Origin of the sequence: Acinetobacter sp. YH12106, from assembly GCF_013418995.1 — a bacterium.
In the GTDB taxonomy this organism is placed as follows: Bacteria; Pseudomonadota; Gammaproteobacteria; order Pseudomonadales; family Moraxellaceae; genus Acinetobacter; species Acinetobacter pseudolwoffii.
Genome location: NZ_VPAV01000009.1, coordinates 15,033 through 39,018, shown reverse-complemented (window position 1 = coordinate 39,018; position 23,986 = coordinate 15,033). Strand labels below are relative to the sequence as shown.

19 protein-coding genes and 8 tRNA genes are annotated in these 23,986 nt (G+C 44.8%); 9 read left to right on the top strand and 18 right to left on the bottom strand.

The window, feature by feature from the left end; genetic code table 11:
* Positions 1-12 precede the first annotated feature (12 nt).
* A complete protein-coding gene (locus FTU45_RS08950) occupies positions 13-1,230 on the bottom strand; it encodes a multidrug effflux MFS transporter (RefSeq protein ID WP_180076293.1) in 1,218 nt (405 codons plus the stop codon).
* A gap of 139 nt (positions 1,231-1,369) precedes the next feature.
* On the opposite strand from FTU45_RS08950, the gene yccS reads away from it, so the two are divergent.
* The 4 genes from yccS to FTU45_RS08930 all read left to right on the top strand — a co-directional run bounded on the left by yccS (position 1,370) and on the right by FTU45_RS08930 (position 7,830).
* Positions 1,370-3,544 (top strand): YccS family putative transporter, encoded by a 2,175-nt coding sequence (yccS, locus tag FTU45_RS08945; RefSeq protein WP_074383432.1) that lies wholly within the window; start codon positions 1,370-1,372, stop codon positions 3,542-3,544.
* Positions 3,545-3,629: 85 nt separating this feature from the next.
* Entirely contained in the window at positions 3,630-4,190 is a 561-nt protein-coding gene (locus FTU45_RS08940) for a YcxB family protein (RefSeq protein WP_005169724.1), read from the top strand.
* A gap of 170 nt (positions 4,191-4,360) precedes the next feature.
* Positions 4,361-6,940 carry a sulfite reductase flavoprotein subunit alpha gene (locus FTU45_RS08935; RefSeq protein WP_180076292.1) on the top strand — a complete coding sequence of 860 codons (2,580 nt, stop codon included), beginning with the start codon at positions 4,361-4,363 and terminating at the stop codon, positions 6,938-6,940.
* Positions 6,941-7,035: 95 nt separating this feature from the next.
* Complete coding sequence (locus tag FTU45_RS08930; RefSeq protein ID WP_180076291.1) at positions 7,036-7,830, top strand: YdcF family protein; 795 nt, start codon at positions 7,036-7,038, stop codon at positions 7,828-7,830.
* 24 nt (positions 7,831-7,854) lie between these two features.
* Here the strand turns inward: FTU45_RS08930 and FTU45_RS08925 are convergent, their stop codons facing one another.
* From FTU45_RS08925 to FTU45_RS08875, 11 genes are all read right to left on the bottom strand, one after another.
* Positions 7,855-8,313: a DUF2750 domain-containing protein gene (locus FTU45_RS08925; RefSeq protein ID WP_005097833.1), complete on the bottom strand. Its 459-nt coding sequence runs from the start codon at positions 8,311-8,313 to the stop codon at positions 7,855-7,857.
* A gap of 71 nt (positions 8,314-8,384) precedes the next feature.
* Positions 8,385-8,460: transfer RNA gene (locus FTU45_RS08920), tRNA-Val, on the bottom strand.
* A gap of 99 nt (positions 8,461-8,559) precedes the next feature.
* Positions 8,560-8,636: transfer RNA gene (locus FTU45_RS08915), tRNA-Asp, on the bottom strand.
* 12 nt (positions 8,637-8,648) lie between these two features.
* Positions 8,649-8,724, bottom strand: a tRNA-Val gene (locus tag FTU45_RS08910).
* A 70-nt stretch (positions 8,725-8,794) separates the two neighbouring features.
* Positions 8,795-8,871: transfer RNA gene (locus FTU45_RS08905), tRNA-Asp, on the bottom strand.
* 14 nt (positions 8,872-8,885) lie between these two features.
* Positions 8,886-8,961: transfer RNA gene (locus FTU45_RS08900), tRNA-Val, on the bottom strand.
* 21 nt (positions 8,962-8,982) lie between these two features.
* Positions 8,983-9,059, bottom strand: a tRNA-Asp gene (locus FTU45_RS08895).
* Positions 9,060-9,107: 48 nt separating this feature from the next.
* Positions 9,108-9,184, bottom strand: a tRNA-Asp gene (locus FTU45_RS08890).
* Between the two features lie 28 nt (positions 9,185-9,212).
* Positions 9,213-9,288 (bottom strand) — tRNA-Val (locus tag FTU45_RS08885).
* Between the two features lie 496 nt (positions 9,289-9,784).
* Positions 9,785-10,318 (bottom strand): cell wall-recycling L,D-carboxypeptidase ElsL, encoded by a 534-nt coding sequence (gene elsL / locus FTU45_RS08880; protein WP_180076290.1) that lies wholly within the window; start codon positions 10,316-10,318, stop codon positions 9,785-9,787.
* Complete coding sequence (locus FTU45_RS08875; protein ID WP_100329126.1) at positions 10,315-10,773, bottom strand: YbaN family protein; 459 nt, start codon at positions 10,771-10,773, stop codon at positions 10,315-10,317. The genes elsL and FTU45_RS08875 overlap by 4 nt, the downstream gene beginning before the upstream one ends.
* An 87-nt stretch (positions 10,774-10,860) precedes the next feature.
* Here FTU45_RS08875 and FTU45_RS08870 point away from each other — a divergent pair, with 87 nt between their 5' ends.
* The 3 genes from FTU45_RS08870 (at position 10,861) to dapE (ending at position 13,259) form a co-directional block, all read left to right on the top strand.
* Positions 10,861-11,736, top strand: a complete 876-nt coding sequence (locus FTU45_RS08870) for a DUF1853 family protein (protein ID WP_180076289.1) — start codon at positions 10,861-10,863, stop codon at positions 11,734-11,736.
* A gap of 112 nt (positions 11,737-11,848) precedes the next feature.
* Complete coding sequence (locus FTU45_RS08865) at positions 11,849-12,001, top strand: entericidin A/B family lipoprotein (protein ID WP_004280704.1); 153 nt, start codon at positions 11,849-11,851, stop codon at positions 11,999-12,001.
* A 121-nt stretch (positions 12,002-12,122) separates the two neighbouring features.
* Positions 12,123-13,259 carry a succinyl-diaminopimelate desuccinylase gene (gene dapE / locus FTU45_RS08860; protein ID WP_159138274.1) on the top strand — a complete coding sequence of 379 codons (1,137 nt, stop codon included), beginning with the start codon at positions 12,123-12,125 and terminating at the stop codon, positions 13,257-13,259.
* A 65-nt stretch (positions 13,260-13,324) separates the two neighbouring features.
* Here the strand turns inward: dapE and FTU45_RS08855 are convergent, their stop codons facing one another.
* The 6 genes from FTU45_RS08855 to pilG form a co-directional block, all read right to left on the bottom strand.
* Positions 13,325-13,783, bottom strand: coding sequence for a hypothetical protein (locus FTU45_RS08855; RefSeq protein WP_180076288.1), 459 nt, complete (start codon positions 13,781-13,783; stop codon positions 13,325-13,327).
* 3 nt (positions 13,784-13,786) lie between these two features.
* Positions 13,787-18,247 (bottom strand): Hpt domain-containing protein, encoded by a 4,461-nt coding sequence (locus FTU45_RS08850; RefSeq protein ID WP_180076287.1) that lies wholly within the window; start codon positions 18,245-18,247, stop codon positions 13,787-13,789.
* 168 nt (positions 18,248-18,415) lie between these two features.
* Positions 18,416-20,488 carry a methyl-accepting chemotaxis protein gene (locus FTU45_RS08845; protein WP_005097845.1) on the bottom strand — a complete coding sequence of 691 codons (2,073 nt, stop codon included), beginning with the start codon at positions 20,486-20,488 and terminating at the stop codon, positions 18,416-18,418.
* A gap of 46 nt (positions 20,489-20,534) precedes the next feature.
* Complete coding sequence (locus FTU45_RS08840; RefSeq protein WP_005097846.1) at positions 20,535-21,071, bottom strand: chemotaxis protein CheW; 537 nt, start codon at positions 21,069-21,071, stop codon at positions 20,535-20,537.
* A gap of 5 nt (positions 21,072-21,076) precedes the next feature.
* Positions 21,077-21,445, bottom strand: coding sequence for a response regulator (locus FTU45_RS08835; RefSeq protein WP_005097847.1), 369 nt, complete (start codon positions 21,443-21,445; stop codon positions 21,077-21,079).
* Between the two features lie 28 nt (positions 21,446-21,473).
* Positions 21,474-21,857, bottom strand: a complete 384-nt coding sequence (pilG, locus tag FTU45_RS08830; RefSeq protein ID WP_005097851.1) for a twitching motility response regulator PilG — start codon at positions 21,855-21,857, stop codon at positions 21,474-21,476.
* Between the two features lie 287 nt (positions 21,858-22,144).
* Here pilG and FTU45_RS08825 point away from each other — a divergent pair, with 287 nt between their 5' ends.
* Together FTU45_RS08825 and FTU45_RS08820 are read left to right on the top strand one after the other, a co-directional pair.
* Positions 22,145-22,792, top strand: a complete 648-nt coding sequence (locus FTU45_RS08825) for a hypothetical protein (RefSeq protein WP_005097852.1) — start codon at positions 22,145-22,147, stop codon at positions 22,790-22,792.
* Between the two features lie 51 nt (positions 22,793-22,843).
* Positions 22,844-23,971: an efflux RND transporter periplasmic adaptor subunit gene (locus FTU45_RS08820; protein ID WP_180076286.1), complete on the top strand. Its 1,128-nt coding sequence runs from the start codon at positions 22,844-22,846 to the stop codon at positions 23,969-23,971.
* Positions 23,972-23,986: the final 15 nt, after the last annotated feature.

The window sequence follows — 23,986 nt, the reverse complement described above, 5'->3', positions numbered from 1 at the left end:
CAGATCAGGCATTTATTCATGTTTGAATACTGGCAGCTCAAGTTGACAAATTGCCCAGACGGCAATACAAACAAAAACCAGCATAATCAATGCCATATTTAATAAAGCATTCCAAACCAGAAAATTTAGTAAAAGCCCGCCCAATAAGCCACAGACAAATTGCATACTGCCCATAATCGCGCTAGCAGTTCCTGCACGTGCACCCTGCTTCGCCATAGCCAATGCCATAGCATTCGGGCCAGTAAAACCGATCGACGCCACCACGACAAACATGCCCAGCAAGACCAATGCAATAGAATCTACATCCAGATAGCCAAGCAATACTAAAACAAAAACACCCACTAACTGTAGAACAATGCCGATTTTAAGGCGTTGCAATATCGAGAAACGCCCAGCCAGACGTTTATTCAAGGTCGAAAATAACATGATCCCGACGGCATTGGCACCAAAGGCATAGGCAAACTGCTGCTCAGTCAGTTGATAACGATCCATCAAAATGGCCGAAGATGCACTGATATAACAGAACATCACCGCACTGGAAAAACAGCCGGCATAAAGCGGATGTCGAAAGCTTTGATCCTGAAAAATGCTACGGTACAAACTTAGAACCTGTTGAAAGTTCAGCTTGAGACGGCGCTCTGGTTCCAGAGTTTCTTTAAAGAGAAAATGTACACAGGCCAGACTCAGCAGACCGCAGCCCATCAGCACCAAAAAAATCACATTCCATTCATAAAACATCAACACCCAGGCCCCCAGACTCGGCGCGAGAATGGGTGCAATCGCGGTCACAATCATCATGCTGGCAAAAGCCTGAGCTGCTGAATGCATATCCAGACGATCACGAATGGCCGCACGGGCCATGACCACCCCGACACAACCACCCAAGGCCTGCAGAATCCGTGCAGCGATCAGACTCCATTCATCCTGTGCAAACACACACAGCAGACTTGCCACAATGTATAAACACAGCCCAAAATACAGCGGTGGTTTACGCCCAATCCGGTCACTGATCGGCCCATAAATTAGTTGCCCCACAGCCAGACCGAAGAAGTAAGCCGGCAAGCTATTCGAGACCATTTGGGTACTGACGCCAAAATCTGCTGCCATCGCCGGCAAGGCAGAAAGATACATATCAATGGATAAAGGCCCGAGCGCACTCAGCGCCGCTAGCAAAACAATCCAGGACATGGCATAAGGTGGTTGTACGATTTTATTCGATGGCATAAGCATGAAGATTTAAAGCGCTAATATGCAGACAAGTTAACACAGTGCATAGTATGATTTAGCTTGAAATGAAATTTTATAAACCTACTATTTTTCATTGGCATATTCAGATTCATCTGTAAGACTGCAGTATAAAGGACGACTTTTGAAATCTTGGCTCACTCGTCTCAAGCAAACCACCTATAATACGACCTTGATGTATAACCTGCGTATGATGACGGCATTTGCAGGTACCGCCTTTGTTCCCTATTTTATGGGGCAACAATTGATGACGATTCCCCTGACTTTAGGTGTGGTCGCAGCCGGTTTAAGCGATATTGATGACCGCTTTTCGGTGCGTATTCTCAATCTCCTGTATACCTACATGGGTTTCTTTATTACTGCGGTTGGCGTTTATCTGCTCTATCCTTATCCGCCGCTGTTCGCCTTGGCCTTGATTGTTTCTTGTATTGGCCTGATTCTGCTTGGCTCCCTTGGCAGGCGCTATGCCACAATTTCTTATGGCTGTCTGGTGGTTTCCGTCTATGCCATGCTGGGTGTCGAACTGTTCGATGAATGGTATAAGCAGGCCGGCTTGCTGGTCATCGGTGCGATGTGGTACGGCATTCTGTCGACGCTCAGCTTCCTGGTCTTCCCTGCCCGGTTGGCACAAGACAAGCTTGCCACCTCTTATGCTTCGCTTGGTGACTTTTTATATGCCAAGTCCAATCTGTTTGATGTGGACATGACCCCGACCAGTTATCAGCAGAGCATGATTGATCTTTCTCTTGAAAATGGCAAACTGATTGCCATTTTTAACGAAATGAAAACGGCGCTCTTGACCCGTCTAAAAGGCGACCGTGGGCAAAAAGATACCCGTCGCAGTCTGCAATATTATTTTGTGGCGCAGGATATTCATGAACGTGCCGATTCAGCCCATATTGATTATCAGAAACTGGCCAAGATTTTCCAGCACAGCGACATCCTGTTCCGCTTTCAGCGCATCATGTCGATTCAGGGCAAAGCCTGCAAGGACCTGAGCGAAAGTTTGCTGCTGCGCAAGCCTTATGTACATAACAAACGCTTCAAGCATGCTTTTGACAATCTTCGGCTGTCTCTGGAGAAATTACGTCAGGATCAGCATTATGATCAGGTCTGGATTAATGCCTTATTTTCACTATTTCAGAACCTGAAATCGATTGATGCCCAGTTACGTAACCTGGAAACCGAGCAAAGTATCAAAGCCGAGCGTTTTAAACATATTGAAAACCAGCTCAGAGATGATGACCTGAAAGGCTGGGACGACATCAAGGTTCGAATTAAACAGCATCTCACTCCAGAATCGGTGCTGTTCCGGCATGCCATCCGCCTGTCGATTGTGCTGCTAATCAGCTATATCTTTGTACAGGTCAGCAATATTGAATATGGTTACTGGATTTTATTAACTGCACTGTTTGTCAGCCAGCCAAACTTTAACGCCACCAAGCGGCGTTTACGTCTGCGGATTGTCGGTACCTTGGTCGGTATTATTTTCGGTTATGCCATTTTATATTTTGTACCTTCTGTCGAAGGACAATTATTACTGCTGGTGTTCAGCGGGATCTTGTTCTTTGAATTGCGTAGTAAACAGTATGCCCAAGCCACGGCCTTTATTACGATTCTTGCCTTGATCAACTTCAATCTGGATGGTATGGGCTTTGCTGCGGCTATCCCGCGGATGATTGATACCCTGATTGGCTGTGCCATTGCCTGGTTCGGGGTCAGCTTTATTTTCCCGGACTGGAAGTTCCGACGTTTGCCGCGCAGTATCAAACGCAGCTTGCAGGCAGAAGCGGACTATTTAAGTGAAGTGATCGAGCAATATAAATCGGGGCGTAATAATGGCCTGAAATATCGGATTGTGCGCCGTGCTGCCCACAATACCGATGCCGAGGTGGCTTCACTCATTTCGACCCTGGCCACTGAACCGGATATTGATCCGGTACAAAAATCGCTGGCCTTTGAGTTCCTGTGTCTGAACCATACCTTTATCAGTTATATCGCCGCGCTGGGTGCGCACCGGGGAAGAATTGAGGATCAGGACATTCTGAATTTACTGGATAATGCATTAGAGAACATTCGCGGTGCATTATTACGAGACGAAACGCCCGATTTAAGGGCGCAAAATATGATCGTCCATATTCGTCAGCGCCTGTCACATGATCAGGAACAAGATCAGAAATCTCTGATCATTTTGCAGCAGCTGTCTTTAATGTTCAGTATTTTAAACCAGTTGAGCCAATTGAAACAAAGTTTGAGTCATGAGCGTGATGAACAGGCAACAGAACTCGGTTCATTATAATTTGGATGATTTTGGAACAATATACTCACTGAATTGGTACAATTAATGCTAAACTTTTTACAGTTTTAAATCTGCTAGTTTCACTATGACCGCGAAAAATTTATACGCTTATACCCTACAGCCTGTGAACTATGAAATTTCAGAAGCCGAGCAGCGTCATGCTCAGCTGGTGATCTGGCGTAGTACCAATAAAATTGGCATGAAAGCATGGCTGATCATGGGTGCTGTTGTTGCACTTTCTATTCTGGGCCTTCTGCTTCTCAAGAACTATTCAACCGTGTTCTGCTGGGTGGCGATTGCCTGTGTGGTGTTGTATTACCTGATCCGTACCTTTGGTCTGGAATGGTATGTTAAACGCAAGATGAATGAATTTCCGGTACAGGAAATCAAAGGTGTTCGTCTGGGCGTACAACCGCACGGTATCATCATGCGTCAGAAAATGGGCATGCAGGAAGGTGTGGGTGCGATCAGCTGGAAAGACATTTATGAATGGTACAACACACCAGAATTCATGTTGGTCAATTTCAAGGTAAAAGGCCAGCAAGGTGCTTATATCCTGCCTAAACGTCTGGACAGCAAAAACTTTTCTTTTAACACGATTCGTAAGCATCTAGAAGCAGAAGTTGGCGCAGCCAAACAAATCTAAACTTGTACACGTTTCAACAAAAAACCTCCTGCCCCGGCATGGAGGTTTTTTTAATCCTAAAACAATAAATGATAATGAGAATAAATATTATCCTCAACACCTATAATTCAGTATTAAAGTTCAGTTATAATTTGCCCACTTTTATAAAGCTCACCCTTAATCTGACGACCATGTTTAAAAAAACATTTTTCCAAATCCACTGGTTTCTGGGGATTACAGCAGGTTTAATCCTCTCTTTGATGGGCGTCACTGGCGCAATTTATTCCTATGAACAACAAATCTTAAAATGGATAAATAACGACAGTTATACGGTTCAGGTTCAGCAAGGTGACAAACTTACGCCTGCTCAGCTGTATCAGCATTTTCAAAATACCACTCCAGAGATGAAGATTAACAGTATTAGCGTGGCACAAGATCCAAGTGCTTCAAGTACTGTAAATATTGCCAAAGAGGGAGCACGGCGTGGTCATAACATCCTGATCAATCCCTATACTGCCGAAGTTTTGCCTGAAATTAAGGGTCGGGAATTTTTCCAGTTTATTCAGCAACTGCATCGTAATTTAACGGTTGGCCCGGTCGGCAAACAGATTACCGGTGCTTGTACTTTAATGCTGATCTTTTTCGTCTTGTCCGGTCTTTACCTGCGCTGGCCAAAGCGTCATTCGATCAAGCAATGGTTCTTTGTAAAACCCAAGCTGAAAGGCCGTAATTTTATCTGGGATCTGCATGCTGTTGTGGGAACCTGGGTGGTGATTTTCTACCTGATTCTGGCTTGTACCGGCCTGTACTGGTCCTATGACTGGTGGCGTAGCGGGATGTTTAAAGTTCTCGGCGTTGAACGTCCACAGCCTACCATGCAAGCCAATGCGGGCAATAATCGTGGTGAAGGACGTCAAGGTGGCGAACGCGGCCCACGTGGTGAAGGACGCGAAGAAGGCATGAATCCAGAACAGATTAGCCGCGCGCTAGATTTGAGCTGGACTGGCTTTAATACTGAATTTTCAGATAAATATTCCACAGTAACCTTTAATCTTCCCAAAAAACCCGACGGCAGCATGCAGCTCAGCTTTGTCGATCCGGTTGCCCAACATGAACGTGCGCGGAACAGTGCCACTTATAATTACCAGACAGCCGAATTTACCGAAGTTGAGCTCTATGAAGATAAAAAGCTCAATGAAAAGATCATGAGCAGCATGTTACCGGTGCATCGTGGCAGCTTCTTCGGCCCGATCTACCAGTTCTTTGCCATGGTCGCAGCCTTGTTAATGCCATTATTCTTTGTGACAGGCTGGATGCTGTATCTGAAACGTCGTAAACAGAAGCGCTTAACGCTGGCAGCGCGTCAGGGTGTCACTCCAGTTGACTTAGATGAAAATGCCAAACCTTGGCTGATTGCTTATGCATCACAAACAGGTGTCTCAGAACAACTGGCTTGGCGTACAGCAACTGCCCTGCAGGAAGCACGTCAACCGGCAACAGTAAAAGCGGTACAACAACTGACGCTTGCCGATTTACAGCAAACTGAGCAGGTATTATTTGTTGCCAGTACTTATGGCACAGGTGAAGCACCTGATCTGGCCTCTTCTTTTGAGAAAAAAATCCTGTCTGGCAAAGCTGATTTGCGGCATTTAAATTATGCGGTGTTGGCGCTCGGTTCTCAAGAATATCCGGATAGCTATTGCAGTTTTGGTCACCGTATTGACCAGTGGTTGCAGCAAAATGGTGCCCAGCAGTTATTCACTACCATTGAAGTGGATAATGCCAATAACGAGCACATCCAGCGATGGAATACTGCACTGGCACAAGTAACTCGCCTTGAACTGCAAGCCATGGGTATCGATAAAACCTTTGATCAGTGGACACTGACTCAACGTGAAATCCTCAATCCAGGTAGTCTGGGTGCTCCTGCCTTTAATATCGAACTGATTCCTGAGCATGAAGCAATCTGGCAAGCAGGTGATATTGCCGAGATTCAGCCAGCTAACAGTCCGGAACGTATTCAGGCATTTATGCAACAACACAATATTGCTGCCGGCACACAAGTGCCTTCTATGCAGCAAAGCATTGAGCGCGCGCTTTGGGATCGTGATCTGACTCAGGCAGAACCTTTTGATTCAATGGATCAGCTCCTCAAGCAATTACCGGCTTTGGCATCACGTGAATACTCGATTGCCAGCATTCCAAGTCAGCAAGTCCTGCGTCTGGTGGTACGTCAGCAAGCTGATGCGAATGGAAATCTAGGTCTGGGTTCAGGCTGGTTAACCCAGCATGCCGCACTCAATGCACCGATTGCGCTACGCATTCGCAGCAACGAATCGTTCCACCTGATTGATGATAACCGTCCGATCATTTGTATTGGGAATGGTACCGGTATTGCTGGTTTAATGAGTCTGCTCAGCTCCCGTAACCGTCAGGAATACACCCAAAACTGGCTGATCTTCGGTGAACGTCAGCGTGAACATGATTTCTTCTTTGCAGAAACCATTCAGGCCTGGTTGCAAATGGGAACCCTGAAACGGCTGGATCTTGCGTTCTCTCGTGACCAGCAGGAAAAAGTCTATGTGCATCATAAATTACGGGAACAGGCTGAAGAGCTGAAAACCTGGGTTGCCCAAGGCGCAGTGATTTATGTCTGTGGTAGCATCAATGGCATGGCCAGTGATGTCGATCAGGCCCTGACCGAGATACTTGGTGAAACGCTGCTCGATCAATTACGTCTGGATGGCCGTTATCGCCGTGATGTATATTAAGATGAACTGATATACTAAAAACCGGGCGCAATAGCCCGGTTTTTGAAAATACAAAAGTAATAATAAAAATATGAATAAGAAAAAAGGAAACTTGGATGCTCAATCAACTTAAACGAAGTCTCAGTCTGATCTTTGGCTTGATCCTCTGTATCAATAGCGTCTGGTTACTGAATCAGGATCAAAGGCATTTGGGTATCATGCTGTCTATCATCATTGCTGTGGCACTGATCCTGTATGCCCTGCTTTTTTCATCTATTCAGCGCTGGAAACAAAATTCTCGACTCAGAACATTGTTCTGGAACAGTCTCTGGGGCGGATTTTTATTCTGGATGATCAGTGTTGCGATTTTTTTCGCTTATATCCAGATGTCGATCAACTCGAATATTCCTGCACAACCGGCTACAGCGATTCTGGTATTAGGTAGTGGGATTAACCAGGGTCAACCCTCACCCATCTTAAAAAATCGTCTGGATACTGCAGCAAAATATGCAGAACAATATCCAGATACGTTGATGATTATGACCGGAGGACGAAATTTCCAGGAAAGACAAAGCGAAGCTGAAGTCATGCAATATTATATTCATACGACCTATCCGCAGCTCAAAAACCCGATTCGCTTAGAAGATCAAAGCAGAAGCACCCAACAGAACCTGCAATATTCTCAGGCGATCTTGCAACAACAGAATATTGGCCGAAATGAGCCTATTGTGATTGTGACCAACGATTTTCATAGCCCGCGTGCCCGTGCTATTGCCAGACATCAGGGCTATCAGCAAGTGATCAGTCTGAGTGCCAGCACTCCTCAGAATGCTCGCTACAATTCATGGCTACGTGAATATTTTGCGTTGATTAATGGCTGGCTGCTGAATGAATATTCACTGTTCCAATAAACAAGCTGTTTAACAACAAGAAAATTAATTTAAACGAATGTGTCTTGGCAAAGGCATATCCGGATTTTTAAAAAGTTCCGGCTTTTGTACATAGATCTGATACAGATAATTTTTGATATCCAGTAATAATTTTTCCGGTGCCACCAGAATATTCTGCCCTTCTGGCGTCAGATCAAGAGACACAATGGTACTTTCCTGACGTAAAAACGGAATCACTTTCTCTACAAAATCCTTGAGACCAATTTCCTGAATATCGTAATTCACCCAATTGTCTTTAATCAGCAGACGAGCCAGACCTTTACTGTGCCAGCAAGCAAATGCACGCTGTCCAGTAGGGGTCGCACACAAAGCCCAGCCATCCTGATAAAGCGCAAAAATGCCGGCATTCGCGACAATCGATTCAATATATTGTTTATAAAGGTGTTGAGGGTCGTATGTAGTTTGAGATTTGGTCGCTGCCTTGCGCTGATATGGATTTCTCATCGTCGTGAAACCTTCAAATTATTATAGACTTCAAATTCTATGAAATGTTCAGTGTTTAGGCAAGAAAGATATGGTGGGCGCTGACGGGATCGAACCGCCGACATTCTGCTTGTAAGGCAGACGCTCTACCAACTGAGCTAAGCGCCCTGAGAAAAACAACAGCGTTGTTTTTAATGACGCAAGACAAGGAATGTCTTGGTATATTGAACACTCAGATCTCAGGAATCCAAGCTTCTCATCTTAGGATGGCGCAGCGGACGGGGCTCGAACCCGCGACCCCCGGCGTGACAGGCCGGTATTCTAACCAACTGAACTACCGCTGCATCGTAAGAATCTGGTGGGCGCTGACGGGATCGAACCGCCGACATTCTGCTTGTAAGGCAGACGCTCTACCAACTGAGCTAAGCGCCCTGATAAAGAGTGTCAATCTTTAGTTTAATCAAATTTAAGCTCAGGGACCTAAATTTAATTTCTTTTGAAATGGCGCAGCGGACGGGGCTCGAACCCGCGACCCCCGGCGTGACAGGCCGGTATTCTAACCAACTGAACTACCGCTGCATCGCAAAAGATTATGGTGGGCGCTGACGGGATCGAACCGCCGACATTCTGCTTGTAAGGCAGACGCTCTACCAACTGAGCTAAGCGCCCTCAAAAGGTCTATTGTATAAATGGCGCAGCGGACGGGACTCGAACCCGCGACCCTCGGCGTGACAGGCCGATATTCTAACCAACTGAACTACCGCTGCATTTACACAATGTCGCTATTGTGGCAAACGAGAATCAAGATCTTAAAGTGGCGCAGCGGACGGGGCTCGAACCCGCGACCCCCGGCGTGACAGGCCGGTATTCTAACCAACTGAACTACCGCTGCAACTATAAGGTCTCAACATGAAAGAGCTTGGTGGGCGCTGACGGGATCGAACCGCCGACATTCTGCTTGTAAGGCAGACGCTCTACCAACTGAGCTAAGCGCCCTTTCTAAACGTCTATCATCGTTTGATGGGTGCATTATAGAGAATCTGCACAGCCTGTCAAACGCTTTTCGGAATGTTTTCCACTTTTTAGGTGTGAGTGATTAAAAAATAGGTTGTTTGTTAAAAAAAACAACACTTTTTGTTTATTTTTTAAGTCTCTACCGAAATTTTTTAATTTCCAAAATGAAAATCACAACAAAATTTCCTGTCTTCTCTTGCGAGATTTCAGACTCACTCAGGCAGTATGCTTTAGTTCCGATCAAGAATTATACAAAGCTTTAAAATTACTCGGCGTTGTGTTCATGTAATCTTTCAACTGTCATTTATTTTTATGTGAAAAATAGCGATAAAGTTTAGCTTTAGACAATGATTCAACCCATTTCATGCTGTAAAAATAGGATCTGGATCAGATTAATAAATGTCTTAAACTGTATTAAATCATCTCATCCCGCCCGTAAAAACAAAATCATTTTCACATGACATTAAAGATCGATTCATTATTCAGTATGCACACCCTTCAGCATTTTTGAATCTAATGCATGTTCCGAGATATACACCAAGGCATTCTCACCCACCAGGTCAAAGAGTTCAGCGACCTCCAGATTACGCATACGAATACAGCCATGAGAAAGTGGCTCTCCCATCATTTCTGTTTCTGGCGTGCCATGAATATAGATATAACGTTGATAGGTATCGCAGCCCTCGCCTTGATTAAAACCGGCTTCAAGCCCACTCAACCATAAAATACGGGTCAAGATCCAGTCACGTTGCGGAAACTCTGCTGCCAGTTCAGCATCATAAATTTCACCCGTCGCCTGACGTGCAATAAATACACTGTTTAAAGGTGCATTCTGACCAAACTTTTCAGCGATCTTGTGCCAGCCACGTGGGGTCTTGCCACTATTTTCAGTTTCACCAATGCCATTTTTACCAGTGGAAATCAGATATTGCTTGTTTAGACGTGGCAAATACAGCTTTTGTTGGGCGAGATCAATCAGGATATCTGCTTGATCCAGATGCAAGATACTCATGACTTGTTATTCTCTGAATCTACTTTATTTGACTCTGTTTTCTTTAACTTTATCTCTGTCTTTTCAGGATGAATCGTTTCTTGATGAAGCATCACCTGATCCGGTTCAGGACGTCGCCATAACCAGATGGCCACAATCAGCATGGTGATATTGGTAAAGGCTTTTACTGCCAAGGGTGCGGTAGTAAACAGCATGATAATCCCGCTGATCAGCATCATGATACTGGCCAGCCATTTGGCCTTACGCGGTACAGTACCATGTGCCCGCCAATCTCTTAAAGTCGAGCCATATTTGGGATGGTTCAATAACCAGTTATCCATTTGTGGCCAACCTTTAGATGCCGCCCAAGCAGCCAGAATCAAAAAGACCGTTGTTGGCATACCCGGCAGGATTGCACCGATAAAGCCCAGGATCACAAACAGCACCACCAGACTCCGCCAAAACAACACTTTCATACATCAACCCTAACCGCAGAATTCAGGTAGTATAAAGCGTTTTCCGATACTGTCCGTTGTATTTCTGCACTTTTCACAGGTTGTACCATGTCTTTTTCCAGTTTAAACCAAAATCTTGTAGAAGCATGGCATCGTTATCAACATCCTCTGGTACGGCAACTGGCATTTGCTGTCGGCAGTCCGAATATCCTGTCCGGTATTCCCGAGGAGCTTGAACTCATACATCGCTTTGAGCTGCATGACAGCCAGACTTGGCAGCAATATCTTAGCCAGTATCATCCACGTTTGGAATTTCTCGATCAGCATCCAGAAGAATTAATCGAATTTGTGCAGCAACTGAAAAGCACGCGTTTGGGGCTGCGCTTTGAAATGCTGGTCTGGTTCTGGTTACTCGACGATGCTTATCATCCCTATCAGCTACTCGGTCATAGTATTCAGCAAATTGAGGGTGCAAAAACCTTGGGTGAACTGGATTTCCTAGTCCTTAATACCGATACCGGACTGGTTGAACACTGGGAAATTGCCCTGAAATATTATCTGGCCGAAGCAGATTTTAGTCTGCCGCATTGGTACGGCCTGAACCGCACCGATACCTTAATCAGAAAAATGAACCATTTCACACAAAAACAGTTCCAATTTGATGAAGCTTTAGCACATTCTATTCAAAAACGTTTTTGTGTGATGAAGGGACAGTTGTATCTGCCGACCCATCATGCTGACCAACCTATTCCCACCTGGATTAATACCAAGCGTCGTTTGGGGTTATGGGGGCAGCATATTCCTGCTGCACAAGACGCGTTCTATCGCCTGCAACGGCATGAATGGATTTATCCGCAAGCCCAGCCAAGCAGTTTGACTGCGACCTGGTGGACGGATGGTCTCTATAAAAAAATAGATCGCAATGACTTCTATATGTATCGCCAACCGGTACTAACTCAATATCCATCACATAAGCCCCTATAAAGCATTACATTTATTAACCGAAGCACTATGAAAACCACATATTTTTTAGTGCGTATATTTTCTACTCTAAGTTCCACATCATAATAATTTTATTATTGATTATACGGAGATGATGATGAAAAAAATTCTTGCTGCTTCATTAATGATGGCTTTTGTATTAACTGGCTGTAACACCGTAAAAGGTATGGGCAAAGACGTGTCTAAGGCGGGCGATGCGGTAACCAATACTGCTGAAAAAACCTCTGACGAAATCCGTCAAAACTAGTTTTTTCTTAAATGCTCATAGAACCCTATCTCAGATAGGGTTTTTTTATATCGATCGTTCACATTCAAGCCGATATTCGCCTATTATAGAGCCGAGAAAATTATCGACTGTTGAAAACCGCATGAGCTCTTCCGCTACTCTCGATTTAAGCCTGCAACTATTACGTCAGCCTTCTGTCACCCCCATTGATCATGACTGCCAGAATATTATGGCGGAACGTTTAAAAAAGATTGGTTTCAATATTGAATCCATGCGTTTTGAAGATGTCGATAATATCTGGGCACGCAAAGGCACAGAAGGTCCGGTCTTCTGTTTCGCTGGCCATACCGATGTGGTGCCAACGGGCAACCTGGATGACTGGAACTCAGATCCATTTTTACCCGAAATCCGTGAAGGTAAACTTTATGGTCGTGGCAGTGCCGACATGAAAACGGCTTTGGCAGCTATGATCGTAGCGACAGAACGTTTTGTAGAAAAATACCCAAATCATAAAGGTTCAATTGCTTACCTGATTACGTCAGATGAGGAAGGCCCATCAATTAATGGTACAGTCAAGGTCATTGAAACCCTGGAAGCGCGTAATGAAAAAATTACCTGGTGTCTGGTCGGTGAACCGTCAAGTACCCATAAACTGGGGGATATTGTCAAAAATGGCCGTCGCGGTTCTTTAAATGCCAATCTCACGGTAATAGGCAAACAAGGTCATGTGGCATATCCGCATCTGGCAGTGAACCCGATTCATAGCGCCTCTAAAGCGATTGCCGAGCTGTGTGACACCGTCTGGGACCATGGCAATGAATATTTCCCGGCAACCACTTTCCAGATTTCCAATATCAATTCGGGTACAGGCGCAACCAATGTTGTTCCGGGTAGCATGAATCTGCTATTTAACTTCCGTTATTCAACTGAAGTGACTGCCGAAGAACTTAAAGCACGTACTGTGGAAATTCTGGATCGTCACGGTGTGGATTATGATATTTCCTGGACTTTATCTGGCTTGCCATTTCTGACCCCGGTCGGCGAGCTGGTCAATGCAGCTAAAACCGCTATTCTAAATGTCACAGGCACTGAAACCGAGCTTTCTACTTCTGGTGGAACCTCGGATGGCCGCTTTATTGCACCTACAGGCGCACAGGTACTGGAACTTGGGGTGTTAAATGCCACTATTCACCAGATCAATGAGCATGTTGATATTGCCGATCTGGAGCCACTGGCTGAAATTTATGAACAGATTTTGGTAAATTTACTCGCCAATTAAGTAAATTCATAACGCAATAAAAAAGGAACTCCATGGAGTTCCTTTTTGATATTTGATAGTTTGCATTACAGCCCGATTGTAGCCTGAATATTCGTCATATTCGGAATATGGAACAGCTGTTCATTCATTCGTACATATTGGAAAATTGCAGAGTCATTCACCGGCTGATCGACATCGACCACTTCAGAAATACGAATCCGGATGGTTTTCGGCATTTCATTGCACATTAGGGCAAAACGCTGATTGATCTCATCACCTTCAATCACCAGTGCCACGCCATGTTGACGTGAAGGCTCATTGATGGCATAGACTGGCAATTTTGCTTCATGCCATTCCACTGTCTTGACCTGGGTATTGCTGTCCAGCGCTGACAGCACAATGTTTTGTGGCAATAACATCGGATCTTTGCCATGACAGTCAATAATATAGGCATCAATAAATCCGGTCGATACCGTAATCAGATGCTGAAGTTCCTGCTGGCTAATCTGATCAGCCATCTTGCTCGTCGAATTGCTCTGACTCATCGATTACCCCTGTTTTTCGGCAATTAATTGTTGAATATTGGCCAGCAGTTCAGCTTCCTGGAACGGTTTACCCATATAGTGGGTCACGCCCAGACTGAATGCACGTTCACGATGTTTCTCACCAGTACGCGACGTAATCATGATAATCGGCAAGTCACGGTGAATATCATGGTGACGAACCAGGTTGGTGACTTCAAAACCATCCATACGTGGCATTTCGATATCCAGCAGCATCAGATCTGGTCTGACATTTTCTAGCTGCTCGATCGCATCTACACCATCTTTGGCGGTCACAATGTCATAGCCCTGACGTTCAAGCAGACGCGAAGTTACCTTACGTACTGTCACCGAGTCATCGACAATCATCACCAGACGACGTGCATTGGAATGACGCGAACCATCACGCTGATCATGCATCTGTTTCACACGCTGTGTCGCCTGAATCTGACGCGCAATATTCTGGCCATCGAGAATCAGACAGACCTGACCATCACCCAGAATCGTAGCACCCGCCACTACCCCGATGTTGGCAAACTGCTGTCCAATCGGTTTCACCACAATCTGTGCACGTGAACCCACCAGTTGATCGACCAGCAAGGCAATGGTTTGGCCACTGTTGCCTTTAATCAGAAGCACCGGCAATGAATGACCGACATTATTCAGACGTGGAATCGGCTGAGTACCGACAAATTCCGACAGATAACGCAGCTTGTAGTTTTCACCATCAATCTTGAAGTAATCATCTTTACTGTTAAAGTAAGTTTCCAATGTGGTCGGCGCAATCCGCACGATTCGGTCAATCTGCGCCAGAGAAATTGCATATTGCTGATCGCCCGCTTTCACCATCAAGGCATCACTAACGGCCACTGTCGTCGGTACGCGAATCGTAAAGACCGTGCCCTTACCCAGTTCCGAGCTGACCGAAACATGACCACCGAGCAACTTGATTTCACTTTGTACCACGTCCAGACCAACGCCACGACCAGAAATCTGGGTGACTGCTTTTGCGGTAGTGAAACCAGGATGGAAGATATATTGTAGTATTTCATCCTGATCAATCGGCTGGTCGGCTTTGATCAGATCCAGACTGAGGGCTTTCTCACGAATTTTCTCCGCATCGATCCCCTTGCCATCATCACTGAAAGAAACGATGACATCGGTTCCTTGGCGGCTGATGTTCAATACAATAGAACCCACTTCCGGCTTGTTCAATGCCAGACGATCTGCGGTATCTTCCAGACCGTGGTCAATCGCATTACGCAACATATGTTCAAATGGCGTAACCAGACGTTCCAGAATATTACGATCCAATTCACCTTCAGTATTCTGCACAATCAGTTCGGCAGGACGGTTCAAGGTGGTTGAGGTTTGACGCACAATACGTTGTAAACGCGGCAACATCCGGTCAAACGGCACCAGACGGGTACGCATCAGGCTTTCCTGAATCTCGGCCTGAATACGCGATTGTTGTAATAATAAACCTTCAGTTTCACGAATCTTGTCGGCCAAGGTGCTCTTGAAATCGACCAGATCCGATGCCGATTCTGCCAGAGATTTAGATAACTGGTTCAACGATGAATACTGGTCCATTTCCAGCGGATCGAAGTCGGCATAGCGCGAATTTTCTGAACCATGTTTGGCAATAATCTGTGATTCCAGCTCGCCTTCCATTCGACGCAACTGGTCGGCAAGTCGTTTGATCGCCAGTTCCATCTCGTTCAGGGTATTGCCAAGCTGACCCAGATCCATCTCGATCCGCGAACGGTTAATCGAGTTCTCACCCGACAGGTCAATCATCTTCTCGACCAGATCAGCAGAGATACGAATCATCTCGTTATTGCTATCGCTACTGCCTGTATTCGCCCACTCACCCATCATCTGTGGCGGTTCAGTACCATCACCCTCAACAAAACCAAAGTCGGTACTGACCACCAGATGTTCTGTTTTTGCCAGACGCTCAGGCAATTGCGCAGTGACGTCCACATAAGCAATCTTTTTCAGACTGCTTTGAAGCTGCTCAAAACCGCTATAGTCGCGCTGGAAAATTGCCTGTTTTAACCAGGCCAGTGTTTTCTGCAATAAGCCATCATAGGCATTCGAGTTAAATTGATAAACTGCAAACTGCTCGAAAGTGGTTTCCAGTTCATAGGCAATGCTGGCCACCTCTTCAGTTTCAATCATGCGTGCACCACCTTTAATACTGTGGGCAGCACGTTGTAACTGAAGTAATAAACTACGGTCACTACGCTGATCAAACCATTGATTGAGCAGCTTCTCTGCATTGGCCAGAATTTCTTCAGACTCTTCGAGGAAGGTTTCTTCAACGATTGATTTCAGCTCATCTTCTTCAGAGCGTTCAACTTCAGTCTCAGCAGCTTCAATAGATTCTATTGCTATGCTTTCAACCTGTTCTTCTGTTTCAGCCAGACCAATTGCAGGCTGTTCTGTCGCCACTGATTCTTCGAATGGCACTTCAGGAGTCGATAGCATCTCTAACGCGGTCACGTTGAATTCAGCAGTTGTGCTTTCAACAGCAGCCAACGTTTGCCCAGAAAGTAGTGCCTGAATATTTTGTAAAATTGCCACCGCTTCTGTCGCCGGATAATCAATGCCATCATCTCGAATGGACTGAATACGGTCGGACACGTTATCCTGTACCAGACGGACAATCTGGATTAAAGCAGGTGTTACGGCAATCTGCTGACGGATCACCCGTTCATAAATACTTTCCAGTTCATGGGCAATCAAACCGATATGCGAAGCCGCAATCATGTTTGCACCACCTTTTAAGGTATGCAAATGACGCATCAGATTGTTCAGTGAAGTCGTATCATCCTGTTTTTTGCTCCAGGTATTCAGATCTTCATCAATACCTGCCAGCAATTCATCCGCTTCTTCCAGAAAGATACCTAACAGTTCTTCATCGAAATCACGGTTGGTTTCAGCACTCTCGCGCTGTTGACGATCGGCTGCAATACGCTGGCTCAAGGCAGCGAAATCTACGCTGCCTGTGCTTAAGGTGTCAGCCGTTGGGAGAGTATCTGTGGTCGCCTCAACGCCTGACTTTTCAGTCTCTTCAGCAAAGATCTCAAGATCCTGTTGTACAAATGCCGACAGTTCACTTAAAGTTTTTTGGATGTCATCATTCAGAATGACGCGCTGTCCTGCGGCCAGGGTATCAAATAAATGAATAAATTCCTGATGTGCCTGTGCAAACAGTTCATAAGCATAATTGCTGTTTAACAGCACCGGCTTTTTAAGCAGGGCATCATAAGCCGATTTCAGATCTGCCGTGAATTCATGAATTCCTTTGGCCGCGCGGCTATCAGTATGCGCCAGTAATTCTGCAGCCTGTTGACTCAGTGCCTGGATATATTCCGGATAATCGACTTGTGCGCGTTTATCGAATTCAAACTCAGCATCGAGCAACAGGTCAATATCCAGCTCAACCAGTTTGGACACCAGACCTTGGGTTTGAACCGCATCTGATTCAGTGACCGCAAAGCCATAATCACTCCAGACTGCTTCAAAAGTGGCATAGACCGCATCTAGTTTTTCGGTATCCCCCTGACCTAATAAATGCACATAATCACTGATAAATTCGGCATATTGAATCAGTAAGGCTGTTTCTTTTGAGGTCGAGACAATTTCATCTTGTAGCAAGGTTTTAAATAACTGTTCAACTTTAGAGCTGGCTTCAAAAATCTGTTCAATCTGCGCCATCGATGAACTGCCACGCAAGGTGTGAATGGCACGAATCAGGGCATTATAATCTTGTGATTTTTCATCTTCAGTACGCAGGAAGGTGGCAATCGTTTCCAGATGCTCTTCGGCTTCTTCAATGAAGATGGCCACGGTTTCTTCAATATCAGTGCGAACCGCTACTTCTACCGGCGCTGTTTCGATAATAGCAGCAGATTCACTTAGGTCATGATCTGCAATTTCCAGCCCTGTGGTCTGACCTTCGGCAGTCAAATGATCGGCCAATGCTAATAATTCTTCTAGCGCAGGTTCAGGTGAAAGGTTTTGTTGTAATTGTTGTCCCAACAGCAGCATTGGACGCAGGTCGAGATCGATTTCCTGTACATGTTTGAATTTTGGATATAAAGCATATTGATAGACATTCAGTACCGCTTGGGCAAATTTTTGCACCGTCGCTGTCAGCTGAATTGAACCGGACAAGACCCGGTTCAGGGTATCTTCAACTGCCCAGGCCATTTCCCCTGCCGATTTTGCCCCCACCATACGACCTGAACCTTTCAGGGTATGAAAATGGCGGCGAATGGTCTTCAGATTTTCCTGATGATCTGGATTGACCAGCCATTCTGGAAATAAAGCATTTAACTCAACGAAGATTTCTTCGATTTCCTCAACAAAAATTTCAAGAATTTCTGCATCTTGATCAAGATAACTATCTTCAGGAAGCGTTGTCGTTTCAACTAAATTTTTTAATATTTCTTTCATAGCTTATGCTTCTTACGTTATGCCGCCAAGAAGGGCGCTCAAACTTAATTGTGACCGTCACGCAATACCTAACGTTTGAGGTTAAGTACATCTTGTCGAGGCTTTATCTGTATTTTTTGAATGTGCCTCAATCGTAATTAAGGCACATTCTCCCCATCATCTCTAACTTTATTCTGGTAGTTTAAAGTCAGCTACAGATTCACGTAATGCATCGGCCATATTTGCCAGTTCAGATACCGAACGTGCTGTATCGAAGGTGGCACTGGTGGTTTGCGAAGTAATTTCCTGTACGACGTTCATCGTGGTCGCAATATGACCTGCAGATGCAGACTGCAGTTTCGCTGCATCAGAAATGTTCGCAATCAGTTTCGCCAGGTTATTCGATACGGTTTGAATCTCATCCAGTGCCACACCGGCATCTTTAGACAAGTTCGCACCACGTACAACCTCGGCTGTAGTTTGCTCCATCGAAATAACCGCTTCGTTGGTATCGGTCTGAATGGTTTTTACCAGGCCTTCAATCTGCTTGGTTGCAGACGCAGAACGTTCTGCAAGACGCTGTACTTCATCGGCTACAACTGCGAAACCACGACCGGCTTCACCCGCCATCGACGCCTGAATGGCTGCGTTCAATGCCAAAATGTTGGTTTGGTCGGCAATATCGTTAATCAAGGCAACGATGTTACCAATTTCCTGAGAAGATTCACCCAGACGTTTAATACGTTTTGAGGTTTCCTGAATCTGTTCACGAATCGTGTCCATCCCCTCAATCGAGCGTTGTACGACATCCGCACCATTTGCAGCAATTTGTACCGAACGGTCTGCTACCACAGCAGATTCATCGGCGTTGGCAGATACCTGATCAATCGACATGGCCATTTCGTTAATTGCCGCAGAAGCACCGGCAATTTCCTGAGCCTGATGTTCAGAAGCTTCAGCCAACTGGTTGGTAATGCCCTGTGTGGTCGCGGTATATTGCGCAACTTCTTGCGAAGTTTCAGTAATACGCGATACCAGGTCACGTAACTGGTCGATTGCAAAGTTAATCGAGTCGGCAATCGCACCGGTAAAGTCTTCCGATACTGTTGCGTATGAACGTAAATCACCATCTGCAAGATCGGCGATTTCATCCAGTAAACGTAAAATCGCATTCTGGTTACGGTCATATTCTTCTTGTAAACGGCCTACACGCTGCTTATCCGATACACCACGTAAAGAAAGCAATTTGAATACACAAAGCAAGAAACCAAGTAACAAGGCAATCAACAGGATGGCTGGAATAACGGTTTTAAGACCTGAGTTACCTGATAATTTGTTCAGGTTATCTAAAAGCACATCAGACTGGGCAAAAATAGATGCAGCGGCCTGACGAACTTTTACAATTTCAGTCGAGTTCTTCAGAATAATTGCTGATGCTGATTCGAGTACTTCATCATATTCAGCCTTAATACCTTCTAGAGATTCACGCATTGCTGGATCAGCAATACGCTGTACGCCCAGTTCAACAGAACCATTCAATTGTGCATTTAAATAAGAGCCGAAAGTTTCGGTATCGGCACTAAAGTCATCCGCCGATTCACGAGAGCCATCACTACCCGTCAATACCAGACTGATTGAACGTAAAATACGTTCTGCAATAAATACCTGGTTCTTGGCAATCACCACCTGGCTCGATGGCATATCTTGACGCGCCATCTGGTCAACCATCAAGTTATATTCCGCCTGAATCCCGGGAATTGCTTCACCAATGGCAATGTTGGTGTCGTATAACTGGTTAATGATTTTTTGTTGCGAGGTAATCAGATCAATACCGCTAGAAACTTCTGTCCACTGTTTATCAACAGCTTGTAGCGCCTCATTATCTGAATGAATATTTTTAACTGTTTCAAGGTTCTCAGCAAAAGATTTTTGCGAGTCAGTTAGGTTTTTCATTGCCTCCGGTGTACCCGAAGCGGTTGCTTCAGTTGCTTGGCGCGAAATCGTTTGCGAGAGGAGACGTAAATCACCCAGACTTTGAGTGAGTTCGTTGCTACGTGGCACACTATAAAAAAGATATAATAAAGTGATCAGTGCGGCTAAAAGACAGCCTGCTGCCCCATAGATCAGCGGTTTTGACTTTTCACTATCACCAAATACACGTGATAATTGATCTATTTGCGATTGAATCTTAGTGAAAAAAGCATTACCGCCTTTGCGGCCAGTGCTTTCACCTGTATTTTTCTTTTTAAGTTTAAAGCCCATGCAGCCTCTCCCCGGTTGACGCCTTGATCACTTTCGTGCGCGACATTTAATTTATAAATTTTATAGATGCGTTCATAAAATTTGGATTTTGCAACAGACGACTGAATAAGAACACATGCCACTGCTGGTTGTGCTGATGAAAAAATCCTTGACAGTATTCTTGTAAGTTTTCATCTAATTCAGATTTCTTCGAAAAGAAACTTTTCTTATTGAAATGTTGTATACCCAAAACTTGATCTACGACCAAACCGACATACTGGTCATTATGGTTGATGCACAATACTTTTTGAGTCGGTGAAAACTGACTGCTATGCCCTGATACGTATTGAGTGAGATCAGAAACGGATAACAATCTTCCCCGGATATTCGCCAGACCCAACACCCATGCTTGTGTCTTGGGTACCGGCGTATATTTTGGGGGATAAATCACTTCTGATACTTCCCCCAGCGGAGCAACAAAATATTGCCCCATCATCTCAAAAGCAATGCCCGACCATCGGTTCACTTCATTGTCATTGGAAACGTAGTTTTTATTTCCCCGTTTCGCAATGCGAAGCAATTCGATAAATCCATTTGCTGCCATAGAGCTTATCCTGCATTGAGGTGTTGCTTAATTACTTCTATTAATTGTTTTTCATCTACTGGTTTTGTTAGATAGTCTGCTGCACCCTGACGCTTGCCCCACACGCGGTCAGTGGCCTGATCTTTGGTACTGACAATCACAATTGGAATGTGTTTGGTGGTCGCCCCACGCGCAATCTGACGGGTCGCCTGGAATCCGTTTACGCCCGGCATCACAACGTCCATCAGGACCAGATCAGGCAATTCAGCCTGTGCCATGGTGACGCCATCGGCCCCATTGGCTGCTTCAATCACCTCAAAGCCATGTTTAGAAAGAATTTCTCTAAAGCGAAAAGTTTCTGTCGGTGAGTCATCCACAATTAGGATACGTGCCATGCCAATTCCCCAAAAAAAAAATCAAATATTAAGCACTAATATGGTTACGGATTGCGTTCAGCAATTCATCTTTACTAAAAGGTTTGGTCAGGTATTCATCTGAACCCACAACACGACCTTTGGCCTGATCAAATAAACCATCTTTACTTGATAGCATAATCACAGGAATATTCTGGTAATTCTGAGAATTTTTAATTAACGCGCAAGTTTGATAGCCATCTAGACGCGGCATCATGATGTCTACAAACACGATATCTGGATTTGCTTCGGCAATTTTTGACAAAGCTTCAAATCCGTCGACGGCAGTAATCACTTCATAACCTTCGCGCTGAAGAAGAGTTTCCGCGGTACGACGAATGGTCTTTGAGTCATCAATAACCATAACTTTTAGATTTTGGAATTTATCGTCCATTTGTTTAACCCTTCCCATTTTAGAAACTATTATGCCATAAGGCTCATAGGATTATTTTATTACGATCGATAAACATTTTTAACATAAAGTCACTTGTATTATCAACGAACATTTTCTACACAAGTAGACAAAATCAGTTATTTTTAACAACAGCTTCACATTTTACCCACGCCGATGTTTTTTTTTTGACTAACGGTAGTTTTTAATTCGTAAATTTAAGTCTAATATAACAAGATTATTACTTTAAAATAAGTAATTTAGTCAACTTTAAATTTAGGGAGCCAATGATGGGTCAGTTTTCAGAAAAACTTGCTGTCATTGATAAAAATAAAATGACTGGTCAATTCATTGTTGCTGTGCTGTTACTATTACAGGTGACCTTAGCTTGTGCCAACAATAACCAAATCCAGCAAAAGGCCACTTGGTACCGCTATTATGATAGTAAAGGCGTGGCCAATATCAGCACTAATGTGACGCCCAATCATATCCGTTACGGTTATGAAGCGCTTGACCAGAATATGCAGGTCATTAAACGTGCTCGTCCTTATAATGCCGAAGCCGATATCAGACAGGCTCCCCAACGTGCTCAACAGGCCAAGCGGATCGCTGAAGACAATAGACTGAAGCGAGCGTACAACAATAGTCAGACCGCCTTACAGAAAAAAAATGACAGTCTGCTACAGTTAAAAAAGCAAATTGATTTTCAGCAAGAACAAATGAAGCAATTGCAAAAAGATCGAGTGATGTTTGTACGCCAAGAACGTGAATATTTACGTAAAGGTAAGGCTCCACCGGCACACCTGAAAACCACACTTGAGAATAATCATAAAAATCTCATTTCCCAAAAAGAAAATATTCAATCTTTACAAAGTCGCTATCGAAATCTGGAAGCAGAATACGACAAAATTATCGCCCGTTTAAAAGCACTTGAATAAATACAGATAGCTTGTTTTGGTTTTAAACCACAATAAGCTGTAAGGACTCTTATGCAAACTGCACCACATGCTCATGGTTTAAATATGCCTTCTCCGCGCTCTATCCTAATCATGAGTGCACTTTGCTTAAATATGTTATTAGTGGCTTGTGATAAAAATGAACCCGTACAGCAAGCCGAAACACCCAAATCCATTGAAGTCATTCCTCAAGACCTGATTGCAGTACAGTCCGGCAACTCAGTTCAAAAAACAGCGTTTACCGGCACGATTCGGGCTGTCAATCAAAGCAGTATTCAGGCACAGGTGTCTGCCACCGCCACCAGTGTCAATGCCCAAGTCGGTCAGACCGTCTCCAAAGGTCAGGTGCTGGTACGGCTAAACAATCAGGACAATGCTGCCCGACTGGCACAGGCACGTGCCAATCTGGCCTCTACCCAAGCTCAGGCCAATCAGGCTCGAAACATGATGCAACGTAAAAAGCGTCTACTCGATCAGGGCTTTATTTCAAAAGTAGAATATGAACAGAGTCAGGTCGATTATCAGGCACAGCTGGAAAATGTACGTGCCCAGCAAGCCAATGTCGATATTGCCGAGAAAGCAGATCGTGACGGAACCATGACCAGTCCGATCAGTGGCGTGATTACCCAGCGTCAGGTGGAACCTGGCCAGACCGTGTCGATTGGACAAACCCTGTTTGAAATTGTTGATCCTAAACAGCTGGAAATTCAGGCACGCGTGCCTAGTGACCTACAATCAAACTTAAGGCTAGGCAGTCAAGTCGAATACAGCATTCAAGGCAATCCCAATCGGCTCACTGCAGTGATGAGCCGGATTTCCCCGATCGCCGATCAGGCCAGTCGCCAGATCGAATTCTTTGCTACACCGAATGAAACGATTCCTTCTTTAAGTATCGGTTCCTTTGTAGAAGGCAATATTTTGAGTTCACGCCAAATCAGTGGGCAGATTATTCCCTTAGATACGCTGCAGGATATCCAGAACAAACCCTATGTCTGGGTGATTCGCCAGAATAAACTTATCAAGGTCAATGTGCAGGTACTGGAACAGCGCTATAACGACAATATTGCGGTGGTCAAAGGATTGGAAAGCACCGATCGGGTCAGCCGAATTAAATTTAGCGAAGCCGATCTACAAAAAACTGTCACACTTCGCTCGAACTAAAGCGCCTCACACAGG